Raw genomic sequence first — 20,685 nt, 5'->3', positions numbered from 1 at the left:
TGAACAACCAGTACCATTGGCCCGTGACAGAGACCCGGTGGCTGGACGCGACCGAGATGGCGGCCTGGCGCGCCTTTGTGTCCACCACACATCTGCTCGAACGGCGCATCGAGGAGCAGCTCAAGTCGGCCGCCGGGCTGACCCATCCACAATACGAGGTCCTGGTGTGGTTGGCGGAGGCACCGGGCCGACAGATGCGCATGTCAGAGCTGGCTCGGGTCGTCGTGGCGTCCAAAAGCGCGCTGACGTACCAGATCACCCAGTTGGAGAAAGCAGGGCTGGTCCAGCGGACCACCTGCCCGTCCGACGAGCGGGGCGTCCTGGCCGTGATCACCGAAGCCGGGCTGGAGTGCCTGCGCCGGGTCGCCCCCGGCCACGTGGACGTGGTGCGCGCCTACCTGATCGACCAGCTCACCCGGGAAGAGCTCGAGTCGATGACCACCGCCATGCGCAAGACGGAGCAGGCGCTGCGCCGGTGACCCCTCAGCCGCCGGCGGCGCGGGCCTCGCGCTCCATCTCCACCTTGGCGCTGGCGGCGTACTTGTCGACGTACTCCTGCTCCGACAGCTCCATCAGGGCGTACATGATCTCGTCCGTCACGGCGCGCAGCACCAGCCGGTCCTCCTCCATCCCGTAGTAGCGGGAGAAGTCCAGCGGCTTGCCGAACCTGACGCCGGGCCGGATGCCGCGCTTGGGCAGGTGCTGGCCCGGAGGCATCATCTCGAAGGTGTGGATCATCGCCCACGGGATCACCGGCGCGCGCGACTCCAGCGCCAGCCGGGCGACGCCCGTCTTGCCCTTGTAGAGGCGGCCGTCGGGCGAGCGGGTGCCCTCCGGATAGATGCCGAGCAGGTGGCCCTCGCCCAGCACGCGCAGGCCGGTGCGCAGCGCGGCCTCACTCGCCTTACCGCCCGAGCGGTCGATCGGCACCGTGCCGACCCCGCTGAAGAACAGCCTGCTGAGGTAGCCTTTGATGCCACGGCCGGTGAAGTAGTCGGACTTACCGAGTGAGATGACCTTGCGGCGCAGATTCAGCGGGCCGAAGAAATGGTCGGCGAAAGACAGATGATTTCCGGCCAGGATGGCCGGCCCCTGCTTGGGCACGTTCTCGACGCCTTCGGCCCATGGGCGGAAGACGATGTGGAGGATCGGCCCCAAGATGGCCTTGACCACCCAGTACAACACCCGGCCACCTCTTCCTCATGCTTTGGTCGCAAGCGTAGTCATCATTCCACCTAGACCCCGATGCTCATACACCAGTGCTCGCACAATTGCCCCGGATCGTGCGACGATCGGGCAGTTCAGGGATGAAAATGCGTGGAGGAGCTGTTATGCCGCTCATGCCGGGCGCTGAGCCGTACCACCATCAAGCAGGCGAGGTCGGTGTGCTGCTGTGCCACGGCTTCACCGGCACCCCGCAGTCGCTCCGGCCGTGGGCCGAGCACCTGGCCGGGCACGGGGTGAGCGTGTCGCTGCCCCGCCAGCCCGGACACGGCACCACCTGGCAGGAGATGAACCACACCCGGTGGGAGGACTGGTACGCCGAGGTCGACAAGGCGTTCAAGGACCTCCAGGGCCGCTGCGCGGAGGTGTTCGTGGCGGGGCTGTCCATGGGCGGCTGCCTGGCGCTGCGGCTGGCCGAGGTGCACGGCGAGGCGATCAGAGGCGTTATGGTGGTCAATCCCTCGATCACCAACGACGTGCCGCTGCTGCGGCTGGCGCCGGTGCTCAAGTGGTTCATCGCGTCAGTGCCGGGGGTGGCCAACGATGTGAAGAAGCCGGGAGTGACCGAGCTGGCCTATGCCCGCACTCCGGTGAAGGCGGCGGCGTCGCTGCCCGAGCTGTGGTCGCTGGTCCAGGCCGATCTCGGCAAGGTGGTGCAGCCGCTGCTGGTCTTCCACAGCACAGAGGACCACGTGGTGAAACCGAAAAGCGTGGCGATCATTCGCCAGAAGGTGCCTCAGGCCACGATCGAGGAGCTTACCGATAGCTACCATGTTGCGACGCTGGACAACGATGCCGACAGGATCTTTGCCGGGAGCCTCGACTTCATCCGGACACATGCCTCGGTACCCTTGCAGAGGGACTGATCGCGCCCAGGGGGAAGTCGCGATCGCTGCGGAGAGGCCGATCTAGTGACGCCCCAGAGTGACGAGGACGAGGTCTGGCGGCAGATCGTCGCGTCCTTCAACGACACCGCCGAGCGCGACTCGGCCGATCAGCCATGGCCGGACAGCGAGAACGTCCCCGCCGAGCCTCTGCGCCGGGTGGTCAAGCCCCCGGAGGAGTTCGACGAGCCGGCCGGTGAGCGGGACGAGGCCGACCAGGAGTCCGAGGAGGAGGACGAGGAGCAGAGCGAGGGGCACTTCGTGCCGCCCGAGCCGCCCCCGCTGCCCAAGCTGGACCTGACGACCAAGCTCGCGTGGGTGGCGCTGTTCGGTGGCCCCGCCTACCTGCTGTTCGCCGCGGTGGCGGACTGGCACATGGAGGGCTGGGTGCTGTTCACCGCCGTGGCCGCGTTCATCGGCGGCTTCGTCGCGCTGGTGGTGCGGATGGGCGACGGCCCACCCGGCAACGACGGCGGCTGGGACGACGGAGCGGTCCTGTGACCGGGACGATGACCATGACCATGACGATGACCATGACGATGAAGCGGTTCTGTAGGGCGGGCTAGGACTTCGCGGGCTCGGGGACACCGGGCCCGAAGGACTCCACCACGTCGGTGTAGCGCTCCTTGCCGTCCACGGCGTGCCCGACCGCCCACACCGCCTGCTTGCCCGCCAGATAGGTGACCGCCTGCAGCCTGACGCTGCTCCTGCCCGCCACCTCTCCGCCGCGGATCACCTCGCACGAGCGCTTCTCGCAGCGCAGCATGAACGCCTTCGCCGCACGCCCCGGATCGTACCCGGAGATCCAGTAGCGGCCCTTGCCGTCGCCCGTGACGCCGTACAGGCGCACGGACCGGACCGGCAGCGGCAGCTGCCGCCAGCGCTTGCCGTTCCAGGTGAGCGCGAGCGGCTCCACCTTGCCGGGGCCGCGATAGACGCCGCCGACGGCCAGCGCGCGCTTGCCGCTGTCGACCTGGATGTCGCGCAGGTAGCCGCCCGGGATGGACGGCACCGGCATGGACTTCCAGGTGCCGCCGGACTGGTGCATGATCAGCGGCGCGGTGCCGGTGTCGCCGACGGCGAACGCGCCGGCCACCGCGTAGAGCGCGCCCTTCTCCTTGGTGACCTGGAAGGTCCACTCGCCCTCATGCAGGCCGACGATGAGGCCGTTGTCGTCACGGCTGCCGACCGCCACCACGCGCCCGCTCCCGGCGTGCACGCCGCCGAGCCAGTCGCCGCTGCGCAGCCCTTCGGGCCTGACCCGGTCGAAACCGTTCACGTCGCCGCGGACGAGGTAGGGCAGGCCGTCGTGGCCGTCCCCGGCCGCCCAGACCGCGCCGGGCGCGGAGGCGGAGACGGCGCGCAGGTTGCCGGCGCCGGTGGAGTCGCGGATGGCGACCTCGCTCCAGCGCTCGCCGTTCCAGTGGCGGATCGTGCCGCGGTTCTTCCACACGTCCCAGATCTGCTGCTGGCCGACCGCCCACACGTCGCCGGAGGACAGGGCCAGCACGTCGGACAGCGATCCGTCGGCCGTGAGGCGGGCGGTGCTCGACTCCTGCCAGGCGTCGATGGCGGCGGGGCGAGGGTCGGCGTGCGCGGCGGGTGAAGCCGCAGGCAGGGCCACGGACGTCGCCAGGATCAAGGTGAGCGCACGCCGCAGAGTGCGACGGGTCATGAGCAAATGCTATTGGGTGAGCGGCGTCGATTGCCCGTTACGGGACAACTCGCAACTCGGCGAGGACCGGCAGATGGTCGCTCGCCTCGGTCAGGTCGGCGTTCGCGGCGGCCACGCCACCGCAGGAGACGACCCGGAGGTCGCGCGTGGCGAACAGCGCGTCGATGCGATGCTGGGGCCGCCGGGCGGTGAAGGTGAGCCCGTCCCCGCTGGGCGCGGCGGCGTAGCAATCGGTGAGCTGAGCGGCGAGGTAGCGCCAGGTGGGCTGGGGCGGGTGCTCGTTGAAGTCGCCGCCGAGCAGCATCCCGGCGTCGAACCTGGCGGCCGCGCGCCGCATCAGCGCCATCGCCTCGGTGGCGTGCCGGAGCCTGGCCGCCTCGCGCAGGTCGAGGTGGAGGGAGCCGACGGCGAGCCGGACCCCCTCGACCGCGACCACGGCGACGGCCAGCGCCCTGGTCTCCAGGCCGGCGATGACGCTGAGCAGGTGGCTCTCGGCGTGCAGCACCCGGACGCGGGGGCCGGTGAGCACGGCCACGCCGCCGCGCCTGCGGCCCGCCGCGACCCGCAGGCCGCACCCGGCCGCCAGGTCCCGGCGCCGGGCCCGCCAGTTGAGCAGCCGGGGCGCCTCCTGGAGGCACACCACGTCGGCGCGCATGGCGGTGATCACCCGCCGCAGGGCCGGGACGCTGTCCCGCAGGCCGCGCACGTTGTAGGTGGCGGCCCTGACGGTCACCGGCGGCTCTCGGCCGGTCAGCGCCTGCGGGCCAGGTCGGCGGCGCCCACCAGACCGGCCGAGGCGCCGAGCTCGGCCAGGCGCACGTCGGCGACCGGCCGGTGCCCCTTGCCGGTCAGCCGCTCCTCGAACGCCTCACGGGTCCGGTCGAAGAACAGGTCGGCGGCTCGGGACACGCCGCCGCCCAGGATGAAGCAGCCCGGGTCGAGCACCGCGGCGAGGTCGGCCATGCCCTGGCCGAGCCAGTCGGCGACACTGGCGAACGCGTCGAGCGAGGCCTTGTCCCCCCGCCGGGCCGCCTCGGTCACCTCCTCGCCCTCGATCGTGCCGCCGGCCAGCCCGAGGAGGATCTCGGCCCGTTCGGGGTGCGCGCTGGCGGTGTCCCTGGCGTCGGCGACCAGCGCGTTGCCGCTGGCGTACTGCTCCCAGCAGCCGTGCCGGCCGCACCCGCACAGGCGCCCGTCCGGCACCACCTGCATGTGGCCCAGCTCGGCGCCCATCCCCCACCGTCCCCGGTAGAGACGGCCGTCGAAGACGATGCCGCCACCGATGCCGGTGCCGACGGTCAGGCAGATGACGTGGGACTGCCCGCGCCCGGCGCCGAACCTGACCTCGGCCCAGGCCATGGCGTTGGCGTCGTTCTCCACCACGACGGGCAGCCCGACCAGCCCGCTGATCTTCTTCTGCAGCGGCTCCTCGCGCCAGGCGAGGTTGGGGGCGAAACGCACGATGGAGCGGGTCTCGTCGACGAACCCGGCCGCGCCGATGCCGACGGCCTCGATCTGCCGGCCCTGCGAGAGCTCGCGTACGACCTCGGCGACCGTGTCGGCGACCACGTCCGGCCGATCGGCGGCGGTCGGCCTGAGCGTATGGGCGACGATCGTGCCGTCGTCGTCGACCACACCCGCGGCCACCTTCGTGCCGCCGATGTCCACACCGATCGTGAGCATTGCCGATGTTCCCCTTTATCCCAGGTCTATGTGTTCCACATTGTCGCGGCCGTCGTCGTCCCGCGGTGCACGGGGGGTGGCGGGCTTGTTCAGCGAGTCCAGAGCCTGCCGGAACGCGGCGAACAGCTCGCCGCCCGCGGCCATGATGTGTCCGGCGACGTCGCCTGCCGCCCCGCCGACCCCGGAGCCCGACCCCGCCGCGGCCGCCTCGCGCTGGGCGGCGATGGCCCGGCAGAAGGGGCACGCGCGGCAGATGTACTCGTCCTCCGGCTCGGAGACCGCCTCGCCCCACACGTCCTTCTCCGCGCGGTGGCCGCCCCCGCCCGTGAAGGAGTTGAACACGCTCTTGCCGACCTGGCGGGTGGCGCGCCCCTGGATCGCGTCGAAGAGCTTGCGCGCCTCTTCCGCGACGGTCCCGATGGGATCCCTGTCGTTGTTAGCGGTGTTGTCAGTCATGTGCCCTCCCGGCTCGTGCGCTCACCCTCGTGGCTCACGTCGCGGCCGGTCCCGCATCCGGGTGGGCCGTTACGTTAGCTTCGTCGGGTTTCGCCTCCGAGGTGAACCGTACCCGGAGGACGCCGTCGCGGAGCACCGCGCCACTGATCTTCCGGCGGGCCAGCGACGAGGGCAGCGCCAGGATCCGCCGGTAGGGGCCGGCCGTGATGATCAGCTCGTCGCCCTTGCGGGCCAGATCGACCTCGCCCCGCTCGGCGCCGGGCAAGGCGAGGGTCAGCTCGTCGGCGGCCAGCCGCAGCGGCGGCGCGGCCGTGGGGGCGGCGAACGGGTCGGCCTCGCCGTAGAGCGCCGCGCCGACCTCGGCCAGCGCGTCCTTGCCGACCGGCTCGGCCGGCAGGTAGGGGACGACGTGGATGGGCAGCGGCGCGAACGACTCCTCCGCCTCGGCCAGCAGCCTGGACTGGGCCGCCACCCACTGGGCACGCCACTCGTCGGCGCCACCGGCGGGGAAGACCCGGTTGGCGATGACCGCGTCGACGCGGTAGCCGTACAGGTTGAGTGAGGTGAGGGTGCGCCGGGCCTCGGCGAGCACCACGGACTCGGGGGTGAGCACCAGGCGCACGGAGGCCTGGTCGCCGGTGAGGAGCTCGCGCACCTCGAGCAGGCCGCGGTGCAGGCGCTCGCCCGCGCCCATGACCTCCTCCCCCGGCGTGCTGACGCGGGCCACGCCGCGCACGAACGGGGAGACCAGCCGCATCAGCTTGCGGCCGACGGGCATCAGCCTGGTCATGTGCCACTCGAGCGCCTCGGGCAGGGCGAGCAGCCGCAGCGTCTCGGCGGTGGGGGCGCAGTCGACGACGATGACGTCCCAGCGGCCCTCGCGGGCGTGCTCGCGCAGCTCCAGCAGCGCGATGATCTCCTCGGCGCCGGGCAGGACGGTGATCTCCTCGGAGGTGATCTCGTCCAGGCCCAGCTCGACCAGGAGGTTGGTGGCGTAGTCCTGCAGCTCGCCCCAGTGACGCTCCATCGTCGCCTGGGTGTCGACCTGGTGCAGGTGCAGGCCGGGCGCGATCTCCTGATCAGCACTGTCCGGCCGTACGCCGAGCGCGTCGGCCAGCGAGTGGGCGGTGTCGGTGGAGACGACCAGCGTCTTGAGCCCGCGCCTGGCGGCGAGGGTGGCGGTGGCCGCGGCGGCGGTCGTCTTGCCGACGCCGCCCTTGCCCGTGAAGAGCAGGACCCGGGGGCTCACCGCTCAGCGGCCTTCGACGCGCTTCTTGAGACCCTTGAGGGCGGTGTCCACGATCACCTTCTCCGCCTTGCGCTTGATCATCCCGATCATGGGGACGGCGAGGTCGACCGCGAGCTCGTACGTCACCTCGATCCCTCTGCCCGCGTCGCCGAGCAGATAACTCCCGTCGAGCCGCGAGACCATTTTGCCGGGCTCGGCCACCCGCCAGCTCACGCTCCGGTCGTCCTGCCAGGTGTAGGCGAGGGTGTAGGTGTCGCTGATCACGCCGGCGTCGAGGACGAACCGGACCGTCTCCGGCCTGCCGTCGGCGCCCGTGGTGAGCACCTCGGTGCTCTTCACCTGCCCGGCCCACTCGGGGTAGGCCGCCAGGTCGGCGATGACCGCCATCACGGCGGCGCGGCCGGCGTCGATGGTGATGCTCGAAGTGGTGCGATCAGCCATGCGACCACCGTAGTGCAGAATCGGGTGATCGCGGTGGCTCACCATTCGAGGACATACGGAACGCCTTTTCCCCGGAAATGGCCGACGTTCACACATTCGGTGCGGCCGATGCGGGTGCGCCGGTAGAGCGGCTGGTGCACATGCCCGAACAGGGCATAGCGCGGCTGCGTGCGCCTGATCGCCTCCAGGGTCGCCTCGCTGCCCCGCTCGAAGCGCCTGGCGACCACGTCGTAGAGCAGCTCGGGCACCGCGGGCGGGATGTGGCAGCACAGCACGTCCACCTCGCCGACGGCCGCCACCTTGGCGGCGTACTCCTCGTCGCTGATCTCGTACGGTGTGCGGTAGTCGGTCTTGAGGCCGCCGCCCACGAAGCCGAAGCGCAGGCCGCCGATCTCCACGGTCTCGCCGTCGAGCACCCGCTGGCCCGGCCGCAGGTAGTCGCCCCACAGGCGCGGGATGTCCACGTTGCCGTAGGTGAGATAGGAGGGCACCGGCATGGCGGCGAACAGCTCACGGTACTGGGCGCGCACGTTGCGCTCGATGTGCTCGCGCGGATCGCCGTCCAGGCTCGCCCACAGCCCGGCGGCCATGGACCTGGCCTCGTCGAACCGCTTGGCGGTGCGCAGCGCGATGAACCGGCCGGCCTGGTCGGCGCCGAACAGGTCGGCGAAGATGCCCTGCGCGTGGTCGGCGTAGTCGATGAACAGGATCAGGTCGCCGAGACAGATCAGGGCGTCGGCGCCGTCACCCGCCCGGGCCAGCGCGTCGGCCCTGCCGTGCACGTCGCTGACCACGTGGAGCCTCATGCCGGGCATCCTACGAGCATGCTGCTAGCGTGTTGCACGTCCTACATAACGCCTGGATGACAGGGGCTACCCGCGCGTAACTTATCGCGGTAACGTCCAGGCTGTCATCCGTGGCGTGCACCCGGAGGAGTGTGGATACGTGCGCGAGTACACCGTTCCCGTGCTGGTGGATGTTCCCGCCTCAGCCTGTCTGACCGACACCGTCTTCGAACGGGGTGAGCAGGAACCCGGCCGGGTCATCATGCGCCGCAAGGTCGGTGACGGCTGGCCCGTCGTCACCGCGGGCGAGTTCCGTGACCAGGTGGTCGCGCTCGCCCGAGGGCTGGTCTCGGCCGGGATCGAGCACGGTGACCGGGTGGCGCTGGTGTCGCGCACCCGCTACGAGTGGACCCTCATCGACTACGCGATCTGGACGATCGGCGCGGTGACCGTGCCGATCTACGAGACGTCCTCGGTCGAGCAGGTCAGGTGGATCCTGTCCGACAGCGAGGCCAAGGCCGCCTTCGTCGAGCTGGACGCGCACGAGGAGGCGGTGCGCGAGGCGGCGCCCGCCCTGAAGAACGTCTGGCGGGTCGACGCCGTCCTCGACGGCTCCGGCGCCGAGGACGCCGAGGTGCTCGAGCGCAGGGCCCGGGTGAGCGCCGCCGACCTGGCGACGGTCGTCTACACCTCCGGCACCACCGGCAGGCCCAAGGGCTGCCTGATCAGCCACGACAACCTGCTGTTCACGGCACGCAACGTGGCGTCGGGGCCGCTGGAGCCGCTGTTCTTCGGCAAGGAGCCCTCCGGGCTGCTGTTCCTGCCGCTGGCGCACATCTTCGCGCGCATGATCCAGGTGGTGCTCATCGAGGCGGGCGCGGTCATCGCGCACACCCCCAACATGAAGAACGTCGCCCCCGACCTGCAGAGCTTCAAGCCCACGTTCCTGCTGGGCGTGCCCCGCGTCTTCGAGAAGGTCTACAACGGCGCCGAGCAGAAGGCCATCGCGGGCGGCAAGGGCAAGATCTTCGCCGCCGCCGTGGAGGCGGCCGTCGCCTGGAGCAAGGCCGAGAGCGCCGGTGGGGCGGGCGTCGGACTCCGGCTGCGGCACGCCCTGTTCGACAGGCTCGTGTACGGCAAACTCCGCGCGGCGACGGGCGGCAGGCTGTCGGCGGCGGTGTCCGGCGGATCCGCGCTGGGCGAGCGGCTGGGCCACTTCTTCAAGGGCGTCGGCATCGAGGTCTTCGAGGGCTACGGCCTGACCGAGACCTCCGCCCCCTGCTCGGTCAACATGCCGGGCGGCAACAAGATCGGCACCGTGGGCAAGCCCCTGCCGGGCGTCACCCTGCGCATCGCCGACGACGGCGAGGTGCTGGCCAAGGGGCGCAACGTGTTCGGCGGCTACTGGCGCAACGACGTGGCCACGGCCGAGGTGATCGACGCCGACGGCTGGTTCCACACGGGCGACGTGGGCGAGCTCGACGCCGACGGCTACCTGCGCATCACCGGCCGCAAGAAGGAGATCCTGGTGACGGCCGCGGGCAAGAACGTCGCGCCCGCCCCGCTGGAGGACGCTCTGCGGGCGCATCCGCTGATCTCCCAGGCCATGGTCGTCGGTGACGGGCGGCCGTTCGTGGCGGCCCTGATCACGCTGGACCCCGAGGCGCTGGAGCAGTGGGCGCCGGCCAACGGGCTGTCCGCCACCGTGCCCGCCGAGCTGAGCGCCGACGCGCGGATCCGGGCGGAGGTGCAGGGGGCGGTGGACCGGGCCAACAGCATGGTGTCCAAGCCCGAGCAGATCAAGAAGTTCACGGTGCTCGCCGCCGACATCACCGAGGAGAGCGGCCACCTGACGCCGACGCTCAAGGTCAAGCGCAACCTCATCGCCAAGGACTTCGCCGCCGACATCGAGGCGCTCTACACGGGAGACCAGCACTAGACAGGCGCTCTGCTCCGGCGGCCGGCGCCAGACAGGCGCCCTACACCGGCGACCAGCGCCAGAAACGCGCTCCACACCGGCGACCGGCGCTAGAGCAGGGCTCGGAAGCGGGCGGCCGCCTGGTCCCAGGACCACTGTGCGGCGATCCAGTCGCGGCCGGCCGCGCCGAGCTTGCGCGCCTGGTCGGGGTTGGCCAGTAGCTCGATCAGCGCCGCGGCGATCTCCTCGACGCTGTCCCCGTCGACGACGAGGCCGGTCTCGCGGTGCCGTACCGCCTCGGGCGCGCCGCCGGAGTCGCCCGCCACGACCGGCAGGCCGGTCGCGGACGCCTCCAGGAAGACGATGCCGAGCCCTTCCACGTCCACGCCGCCCCATCGGGTCCGGCACGGCATGGCGAAGACGTCGGCGGCGGCGTAGTAGCCGGGCAGGTCGGCGGCGGGGACGGTGCCGGTGAACACGATCGACGGCCGGCCCGCGGCGAGCTTGACCAGCTCGCGCCGGTACGGCCCGCCGCCCACCAGCAGCAGCACCGCGTCGGGCACCGCCCGCAGCACCTCGGGCCAGGCCCTGATGAGCTGGTCCTGCCCTTTGCGCGGCACCAGCCTGGACACGCACGCCACCACCGGCCGTCCGCCGAGCCCCGCCAGCTCGCGCGGCACCGTCCTGGCCGCCGGGGGGCGGAACAGGTCGGTGTCCACGCCCGGCGCGAGCCGTACCAGCTTGTCCTCCGGGACCACGGCGGCCAGCCGGGCGCGGGTGTACTCGCCCAGGTAGGTGACCACGTCGGCGTGCTCGCCGATCCTGCGCAGCACCGAGCGGAAGACCGGCGCGCTCGCCCACGACGCCTCGTGGCCGTGGGTGAGCATCACCACCCGCCGCGCGCCCGCCGCGCGCAGGCGCGGGGCGAGCAGGCCGAGCGGCGCCGCCGCCCCGAGCACGACCGTGCCGGCGCCGTGCTCGGCGACCAGCCGGGCGGCCCGGCGGGCGACGGCGGGCGTGGGCAGCATGAGCCGGCCCGGGTGACGCACGATCCGGTACGGCTGCCGCCGGTCGAACTCGGCGCACCCGGGCCAGGCCGGGGCGTAGACGGCCACGTCCGGCGTGCGCAGGGCGAGGCCGTGCACGAACGACTGGATGCCGCCGGGCCGGGGCGGGAAGTCGTTCGTGACGAAGACCACCTTGGTCACGGGCCGGGGACGCCGTTCAGCGCTGCCCAGGAACGCGCCAGGGCGATTCGCTGAGGAGTCGTGGGATGAGACGCATAGAGCACATATTCCACCGCATCGGGTGACAAGTCGGAAATGTTGGTGCTTGCCAGGCGTTTCTGCATCGCGACGAACGTGACCGGGTCTCTCGTCAGGTCCAGGGCATGGACGTCGGCCCTGGCCTCGATGGCACGGCTGAGCACGTTCTGCAGGGGTCCGGACAGGAACGTGGCCAGGGTCATCAACCCGATGAGCACGCCGACCGCGCGGGGATCGGTGATCGAGGCGATGCCCGTACGCCTGCGCAGGAGAGGGAAGCCGAGGAACAGCAGGATCGCGCCGAGCGCGGCCGCCATGGCGCCGACGAGCGTGCCGTAGAGCACGTCGCGGTTCTTCGCGTGGCCCAGCTCGTGCGCCACGACCAGCTCCACCTCCGGCTGCGGCGCCTTCAGCAGGGTGTCGTAGACCACGATCCGGCGGGTGGCGCCGAAGCCGGAGACGTAGGCGTTGAGCGCTGTCGTGCGGCGGGAGGCGTCGGCCACCAGAACGTCCTCCACCGGGACGCCGTCGCGGTCGGCCATCGCCATCAGGTTGGTGCGCAGCGGTCCCGCGGGCATGGCGTGGAAGTCGTTGAACACCGGCTCGAACACGACGGGGTAGACGAAGGAGGCGCCCACGGTCAGCGCGAACGCGCCCACCGCGGCGGGAATCCACCAGCGCCTGATCCTGCGCGCCAGGGCCACGATCGCCAGGACCATGACGGCCAGCAGGGCCGCGTTGATGCCGATGCCCTTGAGCCGGTCTCCGGTCCACCCCACCCAGTCCTGGGTGGACAGCCCGTAGTCGCGCAGCACCGTCTCGAACCAGATGCCGAGCGGCCAGCGCAGCGCCTCCTCGATCGCGGTGATGGCGAACACGCCCAGCAGGACCCGCACCCACCACGGGCCGCGCACCCACCCCAGCAGCTTCGCGCCGAGCGGGGTGGCGACGAGCAGCCCCGCGAACACCAGGCCGATCCCGAGCGACAGGTAGCTGGGCAGGCTGGTGGCCGCGTCGAACGCCTGTGACCTGGCCACCTGAGCCGCGGTGAAGTCCCTGGCCGGATCGGGTGTGACGGCGGGGGCGGCCGCGGGCAGCGCCCGCCACGGCGTGGTGAACGCCACCACGCCCACCAGCACGGCGCCCAGCACCGCGAGCGCCGCCCCCGCCTGCCGCCGCAGCGACGCGGCCCGCCGCTCGTCCCCCGCGCCCGTCACGCCTCTCCCCTGCCCCTCCGGGGCCCGTCCAGAGCCCGTGCCGGGTGGTACGGCTCGGCGGGCGGGTTCGGCGCTCTCGCCGGCCTCTACGGCCACCTCACCCGCCTCTGTGACGCCGACGTCATCGTCCGCCGTGTCGTTCTTGTTCTGGTCGTCCATGCGCGTCCGTTCATCGAGTTTCTCTCTGGACCTCCGCCCCGCATCAAGAGGAAAGCAGACGGACAGCGACTCCTCACGCCAACTGGTCCAGCATGTACGCGCGCCACCGCTCCGTCAGCGTGCCGGTCGAGAGCCCCAGCGCGGCGAGCGCCCGGTCGGCGCCGCCCTCCTGGGCTTCACGGTAGAGCCTCACCAGGGTCCTCTCACCCCGGTGCCCGGCGAGGAAGCGACACGCCAGCCACGCCTCCTGGTACGCCCGCGCGAGCCTTGCGCCGTCCCCCTGGAGGGCGAAGTCCGCCGGACCCGGCAGGCGGCGTGGCACGCGTCCCGCGCGCACCTCGGCGGCGAGTTCGGCGGCGGCCACCCGCAGGGGCAGCCCGGCGTCCCGGTAGGCCACGTAGTCGGCGAAGCCCTCGTACAGCCAGATCGGCAGCCCGCCGGTGCCCGCCGCGACGTGGGTCAGCTCGTGCGTCAGCACCACGTCCCTGCCGGTCGGCGTGAGCCGGGCGAAGAACTCGGGCACCACGATCACCCGGCCGCCGTCCGCCATGGCGGCCAGCCCGTCGACCGACGCCACCCCGGCGAGCCCGGCCGCCTCGGGGGTGGAGGCGGGCACCAGGACCACCGGCCGCACCCGGCCGCCCAGCACGGCCGCCACCCGCCGGCCCGCCGCGTCGGCCCGGCGCGCCAGGTCGCCGAGAAGCTCGGCGGGCGCGTGGTGCCCGACGACGAAAGAGCTCTCCCCTCGTACGACCATCGCCTCGTCGCCCCACAGGGCGTGGAGCCCGGCGACGTCCGGCAGGATCGGGGCGGCGGCCGTGGCGGTCCCGGCGAGCAGCAGGGCCGCCAGCACCGCTCGACGGTTCACGCGCACGGACACGCTGCCCGATGCTAGCCGCCCCGGCCGGCGGGCGGGTCAGAGGCCGCGAGCCGTCCCCGAGACAGCCCTCGGGACGGCCCTCTAGACGGCCGAAGGCCCCGTCCCAGGCAGGGACGGGGCCTTCGGACCGGGGTCACAACCCGGGACGTACGGCACCCACGAATGACGACTTGCGCCATCTGGAGAGCTTCTCGACGCGCACCCGTTCGCCTGTCCGCGGCGAATGGATCATCTTGCCGTCGCCGACGTACATGCCGACGTGGCCGAGCCCGCTGAAGAACATCAGGTCCCCCTTCCGCAGATTCTTGAAGGAGACCTTCTTCCTGATGCGCGCGAACTGGCTGTACGTGACGCGCGGGATCTTCACTCCGGCCTTCTTCCAGGCGAACTGGACGAGACCCGAGCAGTCGAACGAACCAGGCCCGGTGCCGCCGTAGCGGTACGGGTCACCGATCTGTTTCTTGGCCACCGCGACCGCCTTACCGGCCATCATCTGTTGCTGAGCGGCTTTCGCCTGCTTCGCGGACTTGGCGGACCTGGCCGCCTTCGTCACGGAGAGGCCGGCGGGTTCACTCGTCGTCGCCGCCTGCGCCGTCGTGGCAGGGAGGACCACACCTCCGGCTGTCACGGTCATGGTCAGCACCACGCCACCAAGGGCGATACGGGACAGGCGGGGGTTATGCGAAGAGGTAGACAGGATTTCTCCTTGGAGCTTCCACGAACGCCTACCGGGTTAGCTGACGGATTCGGGCCTGGAAGTCGCCCTACGGCGCGGGTCGCGCCGATTCACCCCTGATCCGGAAAACGCGGATCGCTGGGTCCCCGGCTCCGTGCCTCCTGGCTGCACGGACTCGGCAGGTCACCGCCTTCGATGCGATTCAAGGGATGCGGCGATGACCGGCTGGAATGTTTATCGGTCCACATCGGAGAGGTCCCGATGGCGGTTCGCGGCGTCATGGCTTGGCGCCGCGAGGCCAGAAGCTACGCCCGGAGGTCCAGGTCTGGCAAAGCCTGAGTAAGGGAGTCAAGATCAGCTAAAGACTGAGTCAAGTCCTTCGGCCCTGCTGGAATACGGGGGTTCGTTATTGAAAAGTGACCATTGTCACAGTTGACGAAACCGTGATTTGTCAGGACCCATCCGTACCTCCTGTCACAGGCGTCACATCCAGCGACACCCGGACAACGCGAGAACCGGGCCCCGGAAATGTCCCAGGACCCGGTTCGAAGGGTGCGATCTACGGGCGGCGGGCGCCCGCGAAACTGCGGCCGTACGCGGAAAGGGGGACCACCTTGACCACATCACCGGTCTGCGGGGCGTGAACCATCTGGCCGTTGCCCGCGTAGATACCCACATGACCCAATCCCTGGGCGAACAGGAGGTCACCGGGCTCCAGGGCATTCATGTCCACCGGACGGCCGGACGTCCACTGCTGCCAGGTGGTGCGGGGCAACTCGACACCGGCCGCGCGCCAGGCGGCCTGCGTGAGGCCGGAGCAGTCGTACCCACCCGGTCCCGTGCCGCCGAAGACGTACGGCTTGCCGATCTGGGCGTAGGCGAAGGACAGCGCCGACGCGGCGTTACCCGAGGCGGGACCGGTGTACTTGAGGCCGGTGCTGTTCGGGTTGCCGGCGCGGTAGGCGCCGAGCCTGTCGAGGAGCTTCTTCTGCTCGGCGATGAGCCCGAGGATCTCCTTGCGGTCCTTGTTGACCGCGTCGCGCTCCTTGTCGGCGTCGCCCAGGGCGTCCTGGGCGCCGTCCCGCTCGGTCTTCAGGCCGCGGTTCTCCCTGTCGAAGGCGGCGAGCCTGTCGGCTCGCTCTTGGGAGAGTTGCCTGGTCAGCGACATGCTGTACAGCATGTCACCGGGCTCGTCGATGGTGATCATCGTGGGCAGCGCGGCGAAGTCGCCGCCCATCTTGTAGCTGTCGACGGCCATCGAGACGACCTGCTCGCGCAGATCGGCGACGGTGGCCAGCTTGCGCCGGTAGCTCTCGTTGAGCTTGGTGTAGCGGCCCTTGGCCGCCTTGTACTTCTCGGTCGCCGTGTTGTAACGGTCGACGACCTTGTCGGCCTTGTCGTTCAGCTTCTTCAGCTTCGCCTTGGCCTGGCTGACCGTGGGCTTGGGATCGGCCAGTGCGCCTCCCATCGGGGTCAGTAACAGCCCGATCGCAAGACCCGTGGCCAGGGGTATCCGGCCCAACCTCACAGCGTCGCCTCCCAGGGGATATACCTGGGGCGAAATATACAGAAGTGACAGGGCAAGTCTCACCTAAACGTCATATTGTAATAAATTAGGCGCGACCCAGCCGGCGCAGCAGCAGACCGGACGGAACGGGCCTGGCTCCCATCCGCCGCACCGACTCGGCCACCTCGCGGTCGGAGGAGACCACGGCGATCGCCCGGCCCGGTGGCTCGGCACGTACGAGCTGGCGGATCAGGTCGTCGGCGATCTCGCCCGGCGCGCTGAACAGCACCCGCACACCGCGCGGCGCGACCACCTGGACGGGCGAGTTGAGCTCGGCGCCGTCGAACACGGCGGTCACCTCGACCCGGGTCTGGGCGACGAGCCCGCCGAGGCCGGTCATCAGCCGGTTGCGCTGGTCGGCGAGGGTGAGGGTGCCGTAGCCGGACTTGGTCACGTTGTAGCCGTCGATGATCAGATGCACCTGCGGCAGCGCGAGGAGCTGGTCGAGCAGCTGGGGGTCGTCGTCGGCCAGGGCGCGGGCGGGAACCCCGCGCACCCCCGGGCGCTCGCCGGTGACCGCGGCGACCGAGTCGGCGGGCTTGCTGATCGTCGTGGGCAGGGCCAGCTCTCTGCGCAGTCCCGCCGAGGCGTCCTGCAGCGCGTCGAGCAGCACTCTGACGCGGGCGTCCTCGATGCTCCGGCCCTCGCGGGCGGCCCTGCGCGAGGCTTCGAGCTGCTTCTCGACGTCGGCCAGGCGCTCGCGCAGCCGCCGCAGCTCGGACTCGCCCGCGGTGCCCGCGGCCGAGGCGGCGACCTTGGCGTCCTCGGCGGCGTGCGTCATCTCCTCGGCGCGGCGCACCGCGGCCTTGGTGCGCTCGCGCGCCTCGTGCAGCTTGCGGCGCAGGTCGGAGTTCTCCGCCCGGGCGGCCTTGAGCTGCTCCCGCAGCCGCTCGGCCTCCTCCTTGGCGGTGGTCTTCAGGGCGGCGAGCTGCTCGCGCAGCCGGGAGACGACCTCCTCACGCTCGGAGCCCTCGGCCGCGGCCACCGACCGCTCCAGATCCGCCCTGGCCGACTCCACCATCTCCGCCCAGCCGGGCGGCCTGGTGAGGTAGGCCGCCGCGGCGACGAGCACGGGATCGGCCGCGGGCGGCACGTTGCCCTCGGCCAGTGAGGTGATGAGCTCCGGCCAGCCGGCCGCCACCGACTCGGCGACCGCCTCGCGGAACTCCTTGTCGTTCTCCAGCTGGGCGGCGATGGGCGCGCTGCCCAGCCTGGCGCGCTTACGCGGGTCGAACTTGGCGATGCCGCGCAGCGGCGGCGGGATGGCGGCACCGGGCATCGAGCCGAGAACCTGAGCCGCCAGGTCCACGACATTCAGCCGAACCTGCTCGGGAAGCGGGCGAGACAGGCCTTCACCCGCTGAACTCATCCCACTGTCCCTTCATGACATGCTCTTTCAGACAAGGGTACGGCTGTCGGCTACCTGTCCGTAACGGCCACCCAAAGCTGGACAAGCGCTTGGTTGGCGTTGTACGACTGTGCGAGGACCCCTGCTCGCCCAGGAGGTGCGCCATGTCCGAGCCCGTCCGGACCTCCACCCGCCACCTGCCCGAACTCCGCGACCGGCTGGCCACCTGGCTGAGCGGACGCCTCGGGACCCCGGTGGCCGTCAGCGAGGTGTCCCGCCCCTCGGCCAACGGCATGTCGAGCGAGACCGTGTTCTTCACCGCCTCCTGGGAGGGGACCCACGAGCGGTGCGTGGCGAGGCTCGCACCTGCGCCGGAGGCCGTTCCGATCTTCCCTGTGTACGACCTCCGCACGCAGTACGACCTGATGCGGCTGGCCAGGCGAAAAGCTGGGATTCCAGCCCCCAGGCCGCTCTGGTTCGAGGCCGACCCCGGCCCGCTCGGCACGCCGTTCTTCGTGATGGCCCGCGAGGACGGCGAGGTGCCCCCGGATGTCATGCCCTACACCTTCGGCGGCTGGCTGTGCGAGGCGGCGCCCGCCGACCGGCGCAGGCTGCAGGACACCACCGTGGGCATCCTGGCCGCGCTGCACGACGTCCGGTTCACCCACCAGGAGGTGCCCGGACTCGGCGCGGGCGGCCTGCGCGAGCACCTGCGGGCCCAGCGCGCCTACTACCGGTGGGCGCACGGCGAGCGGCCCGTCCCCCTGCTGGAGCGGGCCTTCGACTGGCTGGAGGCACACTGGCCCGACGACCCCGGCGCCGACGTGCTGTGCTGGGGCGACGCGCGCATCGGGAACGTGATGTACCGCGACTTCACGCCGGTGGCCGTGTTCGACTGGGAGATGGCGGCGATCGGGCCACGGGAGCTCGACCTGGCCTGGATGATCTTCCTGCACCGGTTCTTCCAGGACCTGACCGTGGACATGGGCCTGCCCGGCCTGCCGGACTTCATGCGCCCCGAGGACGTCTGCCGCACCTACCGCGAGCTGACCGGCCACGAGCCGCGCGACCTGCGCTTCCACGAGATGTACGCGGCCCTGCGGCACGGGATCGTCATGGCCAGGGTGTGGCTGCGCAGGATCCACTTCGGCGAGCTGGCCATGCCGGACGACCCCGACGACCTCGTCATCCACCGGGCCACCCTCGAACGGCTGCTCACAGGCTAGCGTCGTAGACCAGCAGCGCGATCTGCACCCGGTTGTTCAGCCCCAGCTTGGTGAGGATGCGCGAGACGTGCGCCTTGACCGTGGGCACGCTCATGAACAGCTCACGCCCGATCTCGGCGTTGGACCTGCCCAGGCCGACCGCCCCCGCCACCTCGCGCTCACGCTCACTGAGCCGGTCGAGCAGGACGCGGGCACGCTCGGTACGGTGTCCCGCGCCGTCGGCGGACACGTGCGAGATGAGCTGGCGGGTCACCACCGGCGACAGGATCGGCTCGCCCGCCGCCACTTTCCTGATCGCCGTCACCAGGTCGGCCGGCGGGATGTCCTTGAGCAGGAACCCGGCCGCGCCCGCGCGCAGCGCGCGCAGCACCTGCGCGTCGGCGTGGAAGGTGGTCAGCACCAGCACCTCGGGCGGCGCCTTGGTGCCGCGCAGCGCCTCGGTCGCGGCGAGCCCGTCGACGTCCGGCATGCGGATGTCCATCAGCACCACGTCGGGCCGGTGCTCGGCGACCATCGGCGGCACCCGTGACCCGTCATCCGCCTCCCCCACGATCGCGATGTCGTCCTGCCCGCCCAGGATCATGGACAGCCCCGCCCTGACGAGCGCGTCGTCGTCGACGATCAGGACGCGGATCGGCGCGGTCATGCATCCTCCCGGGGGTGGTCGGCCGGCCAGGGCAGCCAGGCCCGTACGAGAAAATCCCCGTCGGGGGTGGCGCCGTGCTCCAGCCGCCCGCCCGCCAGCTCGGCCCGCTCGGTCAGCCCGATGAGCCCGGCCCCGGCCCCGGGGATGCGCGAGCCGGACCCCGGGATGCGCGGACCGGACCCGGTGATGCGAGAGCGGGACCCGGGGGGTCGCGGACCGGACCCGGGGATGCGCGGGCCGGACCCGGGGATGCGCGAGCCGGACCCGGACCCGGGGGTGCGCGGGCCGGATCGCGGCCACAGGGCGTTGCGGACCTCGGCCGACAGCCCTTCTCCCGGCGCCCCGGCCACCGCCACGGTGGCGGGTGCGCCGCCCGCGTGCTTGCGGGCGTTGGTCAGCGCCTCCTGCACGATGCGGTAGAGGGTGCGGCCCAGACTCTCCGGCATGTCCCGGACCGCCAGGTCGAGCCGGATGTCCATGCCCGCCTGCTCGCACTCCGCCACCAGCGCGGGCAGGTCGGCCAGGGTGGGCTGCGGCCGGTCGGGCACCGGCTCGTCACCGGGCGAGTCCGGGTGGCGCAGCACGCCGATCACCTCGCGCAGGTCCTGCAGCGCGAGGTGGGCGCTGCTCCTGATCGCCCCGGCCGCCCTGGCGATCTCCTCGGCCGGCGCGTCGGGCCTGAACTCCAGCGCGCCCGCGTGCAGGCTGAGCATGGACAGGCGGTGCGCCAGCACATCGTGCATCTCCCTGGCGATCCGCTCGCGCTCCAGCCGCTTGGCCTGCTCGGCGGCGACGCCGGCCCGCTGCCTGAGCGTCCAGACGAGCTGCCGCCTGGCCCGCACCACCACCCCCCAGGCGAAGGTTGTCAGCATGATGGCCAGGCTGAACACGAGCGTGCCGAACGGGCCGAGCTCGGGGTCCGGCTTGAGGAAGGCGTACGGCAACACAGTGACCACGCCGAGCAGGGCGATGGGGCCGGAGACCTTGAACGGCCGGTGCACCGCCACCGTGAACAGCCCGACGACGGCGGCCCCGCCGACCAGCTCCAGGTAGGACGACAGAATGGTGGTCACCAGGGCCAGCCCGACCGGCCACCGGCGGCGCAGCCACACCGACAGGCACGCCAGGACGCCGACCACCTGCTCCAGCGCGATCACCGGCTCCGGCTGGCCCTTCAGCTCCGGGACGGTCACCAGCGCGAGCCCGCAGGCCAGCAGGAACATCACGACGTCGACGACCCAGTCACGGGTCGAGCGCCGCACCGGCCGCCCGTCCCCGCCGTCGCCCAGCAGCACGGACGGCAGCGCCCACCGGTATTCGTGCGACTCCGTCACGTTCACCGAGGCTATGCCGTACGGGGGTCACGGCGACAGCGACCAAAGTCGA

The 20,685-nt window shown here is 71.5% G+C and carries 21 protein-coding genes and 1 riboswitch; of the genes, 5 read left to right on the top strand and 16 right to left on the bottom strand.

Annotated features, from left to right (window positions below):
* The first annotated feature begins 23 nt into the window (after window positions 1-23).
* A complete protein-coding gene (locus OHA68_RS29880) occupies window positions 24-479 on the top strand; it encodes a MarR family winged helix-turn-helix transcriptional regulator (RefSeq protein WP_189143322.1) in 456 nt (151 codons plus the stop codon).
* Window positions 480-483: 4 nt separating this feature from the next.
* Here OHA68_RS29880 and OHA68_RS29875 read toward each other — a convergent pair whose 3' ends face one another.
* Complete coding sequence (locus OHA68_RS29875; protein ID WP_189143321.1) at window positions 484-1,185, bottom strand: lysophospholipid acyltransferase family protein; 702 nt, start codon at window positions 1,183-1,185, stop codon at window positions 484-486.
* A 146-nt stretch (window positions 1,186-1,331) separates the two neighbouring features.
* Between OHA68_RS29875 and OHA68_RS29870 the strand changes: the two genes are divergently transcribed.
* Both OHA68_RS29870 and OHA68_RS29865 read left to right on the top strand, forming a co-directional pair.
* Window positions 1,332-2,090, top strand: a complete 759-nt coding sequence (locus OHA68_RS29870; protein ID WP_189143320.1) for an alpha/beta hydrolase — start codon at window positions 1,332-1,334, stop codon at window positions 2,088-2,090.
* Window positions 2,091-2,135: 45 nt separating this feature from the next.
* Window positions 2,136-2,609 (top strand): hypothetical protein, encoded by a 474-nt coding sequence (locus tag OHA68_RS29865; RefSeq protein ID WP_327103242.1) that lies wholly within the window; start codon window positions 2,136-2,138, stop codon window positions 2,607-2,609.
* A gap of 61 nt (window positions 2,610-2,670) precedes the next feature.
* Here the strand turns inward: OHA68_RS29865 and OHA68_RS29860 are convergent, their stop codons facing one another.
* Genes OHA68_RS29860 through OHA68_RS29830 form a run of 7 tightly spaced genes read right to left on the bottom strand, consistent with a single transcriptional unit; the run spans window position 2,671 to window position 8,418 of the window.
* A complete protein-coding gene (locus OHA68_RS29860; protein WP_327103241.1) occupies window positions 2,671-3,783 on the bottom strand; it encodes a hypothetical protein in 1,113 nt (370 codons plus the stop codon).
* Window positions 3,784-3,820: 37 nt separating this feature from the next.
* On the bottom strand, window positions 3,821-4,516 hold the full coding sequence (locus tag OHA68_RS29855) for an endonuclease/exonuclease/phosphatase family protein (protein ID WP_327103240.1): 696 nt from the start codon (window positions 4,514-4,516) through the stop codon (window positions 3,821-3,823).
* A gap of 17 nt (window positions 4,517-4,533) precedes the next feature.
* Window positions 4,534-5,466, bottom strand: a complete 933-nt coding sequence (locus OHA68_RS29850; protein ID WP_327103239.1) for an ROK family glucokinase — start codon at window positions 5,464-5,466, stop codon at window positions 4,534-4,536.
* 15 nt (window positions 5,467-5,481) lie between these two features.
* Window positions 5,482-5,922: a hypothetical protein gene (locus OHA68_RS29845; protein ID WP_327103238.1), complete on the bottom strand. Its 441-nt coding sequence runs from the start codon at window positions 5,920-5,922 to the stop codon at window positions 5,482-5,484.
* A gap of 34 nt (window positions 5,923-5,956) precedes the next feature.
* A complete protein-coding gene (locus OHA68_RS29840; protein ID WP_327103237.1) occupies window positions 5,957-7,171 on the bottom strand; it encodes an ArsA family ATPase in 1,215 nt (404 codons plus the stop codon).
* 3 nt (window positions 7,172-7,174) lie between these two features.
* A complete protein-coding gene (locus tag OHA68_RS29835) occupies window positions 7,175-7,612 on the bottom strand; it encodes an SRPBCC family protein (RefSeq protein ID WP_189143314.1) in 438 nt (145 codons plus the stop codon).
* Window positions 7,613-7,650: 38 nt separating this feature from the next.
* The gene (locus OHA68_RS29830) at window positions 7,651-8,418 is read right to left on the bottom strand and encodes a metallophosphoesterase family protein (protein WP_327103236.1); all 768 of its coding nucleotides are present in this window, start codon (window positions 8,416-8,418) and stop codon (window positions 7,651-7,653) included.
* Window positions 8,419-8,557: 139 nt separating this feature from the next.
* Between OHA68_RS29830 and OHA68_RS29825 the strand changes: the two genes are divergently transcribed.
* Window positions 8,558-10,336 (top strand): AMP-dependent synthetase/ligase, encoded by a 1,779-nt coding sequence (locus OHA68_RS29825; protein WP_327103235.1) that lies wholly within the window; start codon window positions 8,558-8,560, stop codon window positions 10,334-10,336.
* Window positions 10,337-10,425: 89 nt separating this feature from the next.
* Here OHA68_RS29825 and OHA68_RS29820 read toward each other — a convergent pair whose 3' ends face one another.
* The 6 genes from OHA68_RS29820 to OHA68_RS29795 all read right to left on the bottom strand — a co-directional run bounded on the left by OHA68_RS29820 (window position 10,426) and on the right by OHA68_RS29795 (window position 17,388).
* The gene (locus OHA68_RS29820) at window positions 10,426-11,523 is read right to left on the bottom strand and encodes a glycosyltransferase family 4 protein (RefSeq protein ID WP_189143311.1); all 1,098 of its coding nucleotides are present in this window, start codon (window positions 11,521-11,523) and stop codon (window positions 10,426-10,428) included.
* Entirely contained in the window at window positions 11,520-12,956 is a 1,437-nt protein-coding gene (locus tag OHA68_RS29815) for a M48 family metallopeptidase (protein ID WP_327103234.1), read from the bottom strand. The genes OHA68_RS29820 and OHA68_RS29815 overlap by 4 nt, the downstream gene beginning before the upstream one ends.
* A gap of 73 nt (window positions 12,957-13,029) precedes the next feature.
* Complete coding sequence (locus OHA68_RS29810; RefSeq protein WP_327103233.1) at window positions 13,030-13,836, bottom strand: hypothetical protein; 807 nt, start codon at window positions 13,834-13,836, stop codon at window positions 13,030-13,032.
* Between the two features lie 133 nt (window positions 13,837-13,969).
* Entirely contained in the window at window positions 13,970-14,470 is a 501-nt protein-coding gene (locus OHA68_RS29805) for a C40 family peptidase (protein WP_327103232.1), read from the bottom strand.
* Window positions 14,471-14,543: 73 nt separating this feature from the next.
* Window positions 14,544-14,703, bottom strand: a riboswitch (cyclic di-AMP (ydaO/yuaA leader).
* A gap of 368 nt (window positions 14,704-15,071) precedes the next feature.
* Window positions 15,072-15,980, bottom strand: coding sequence for a C40 family peptidase (locus OHA68_RS29800; RefSeq protein ID WP_327103231.1), 909 nt, complete (start codon window positions 15,978-15,980; stop codon window positions 15,072-15,074).
* Between the two features lie 145 nt (window positions 15,981-16,125).
* Window positions 16,126-17,388, bottom strand: coding sequence for an NYN domain-containing protein (locus OHA68_RS29795; protein ID WP_327103230.1), 1,263 nt, complete (start codon window positions 17,386-17,388; stop codon window positions 16,126-16,128).
* Window positions 17,389-17,591: 203 nt separating this feature from the next.
* On the opposite strand from OHA68_RS29795, the gene OHA68_RS29790 reads away from it, so the two are divergent.
* A complete protein-coding gene (locus tag OHA68_RS29790; RefSeq protein WP_327103229.1) occupies window positions 17,592-18,653 on the top strand; it encodes a phosphotransferase family protein in 1,062 nt (353 codons plus the stop codon).
* On the opposite strand, the gene OHA68_RS29785 is transcribed toward OHA68_RS29790, so the two are convergent.
* Together OHA68_RS29785 and OHA68_RS29780 are read right to left on the bottom strand one after the other, a co-directional pair.
* The gene (locus tag OHA68_RS29785; protein WP_327103228.1) at window positions 18,643-19,299 is read right to left on the bottom strand and encodes a response regulator transcription factor; all 657 of its coding nucleotides are present in this window, start codon (window positions 19,297-19,299) and stop codon (window positions 18,643-18,645) included. The two genes, OHA68_RS29790 and OHA68_RS29785, sit on opposite strands and share 11 nt — an antisense overlap.
* A complete protein-coding gene (locus tag OHA68_RS29780) occupies window positions 19,296-20,633 on the bottom strand; it encodes a sensor histidine kinase (protein WP_327103227.1) in 1,338 nt (445 codons plus the stop codon). Before OHA68_RS29780 ends, OHA68_RS29785 begins: the two co-directional genes overlap by 4 nt.
* Between the last annotated feature and the right edge of the window lie 52 nt (window positions 20,634-20,685).

It is taken from the genome of Nonomuraea glycinis (assembly GCF_035920485.1).
GTDB lineage: Bacteria > Actinomycetota > Actinomycetes > Streptosporangiales > Streptosporangiaceae > Nonomuraea > Nonomuraea glycinis.
The sequence above is the reverse complement of the archived record's forward strand: the minus strand, read 5'-3'. Positions and strand labels throughout refer to the sequence as shown.

Bases quoted from the DNA above. Each gene is read 5' to 3' on its own strand.
- OHA68_RS29785 (WP_327103228.1), bottom strand. From the start codon at position 19,299: ATGACCGCGCCGATCCGCGTCCTGATCGTCGACGACGACGCGCTCGTC.
- OHA68_RS29870 (WP_189143320.1), top strand. From the start codon at position 1,332: ATGCCGCTCATGCCGGGCGCTGAGCCGTACCACCATCAAGCAGGCGAG.
- OHA68_RS29850 (WP_327103239.1), bottom strand. From the start codon at position 5,466: ATGCTCACGATCGGTGTGGACATCGGCGGCACGAAGGTGGCCGCGGGT.
- OHA68_RS29835 (WP_189143314.1), bottom strand. From the start codon at position 7,612: ATGGCTGATCGCACCACTTCGAGCATCACCATCGACGCCGGCCGCGCC.
- OHA68_RS29790 (WP_327103229.1), top strand. From the start codon at position 17,592: ATGTCCGAGCCCGTCCGGACCTCCACCCGCCACCTGCCCGAACTCCGC.
- OHA68_RS29860 (WP_327103241.1), bottom strand. From the start codon at position 3,783: ATGACCCGTCGCACTCTGCGGCGTGCGCTCACCTTGATCCTGGCGACG.
- OHA68_RS29845 (WP_327103238.1), bottom strand. From the start codon at position 5,922: ATGACTGACAACACCGCTAACAACGACAGGGATCCCATCGGGACCGTC.
- OHA68_RS29800 (WP_327103231.1), bottom strand. From the start codon at position 15,980: ATGGGAGGCGCACTGGCCGATCCCAAGCCCACGGTCAGCCAGGCCAAG.
- OHA68_RS29815 (WP_327103234.1), bottom strand. From the start codon at position 12,956: ATGGACGACCAGAACAAGAACGACACGGCGGACGATGACGTCGGCGTC.
- OHA68_RS29830 (WP_327103236.1), bottom strand. From the start codon at position 8,418: ATGAGGCTCCACGTGGTCAGCGACGTGCACGGCAGGGCCGACGCGCTG.
- OHA68_RS29805 (WP_327103232.1), bottom strand. From the start codon at position 14,470: ATGACCGTGACAGCCGGAGGTGTGGTCCTCCCTGCCACGACGGCGCAG.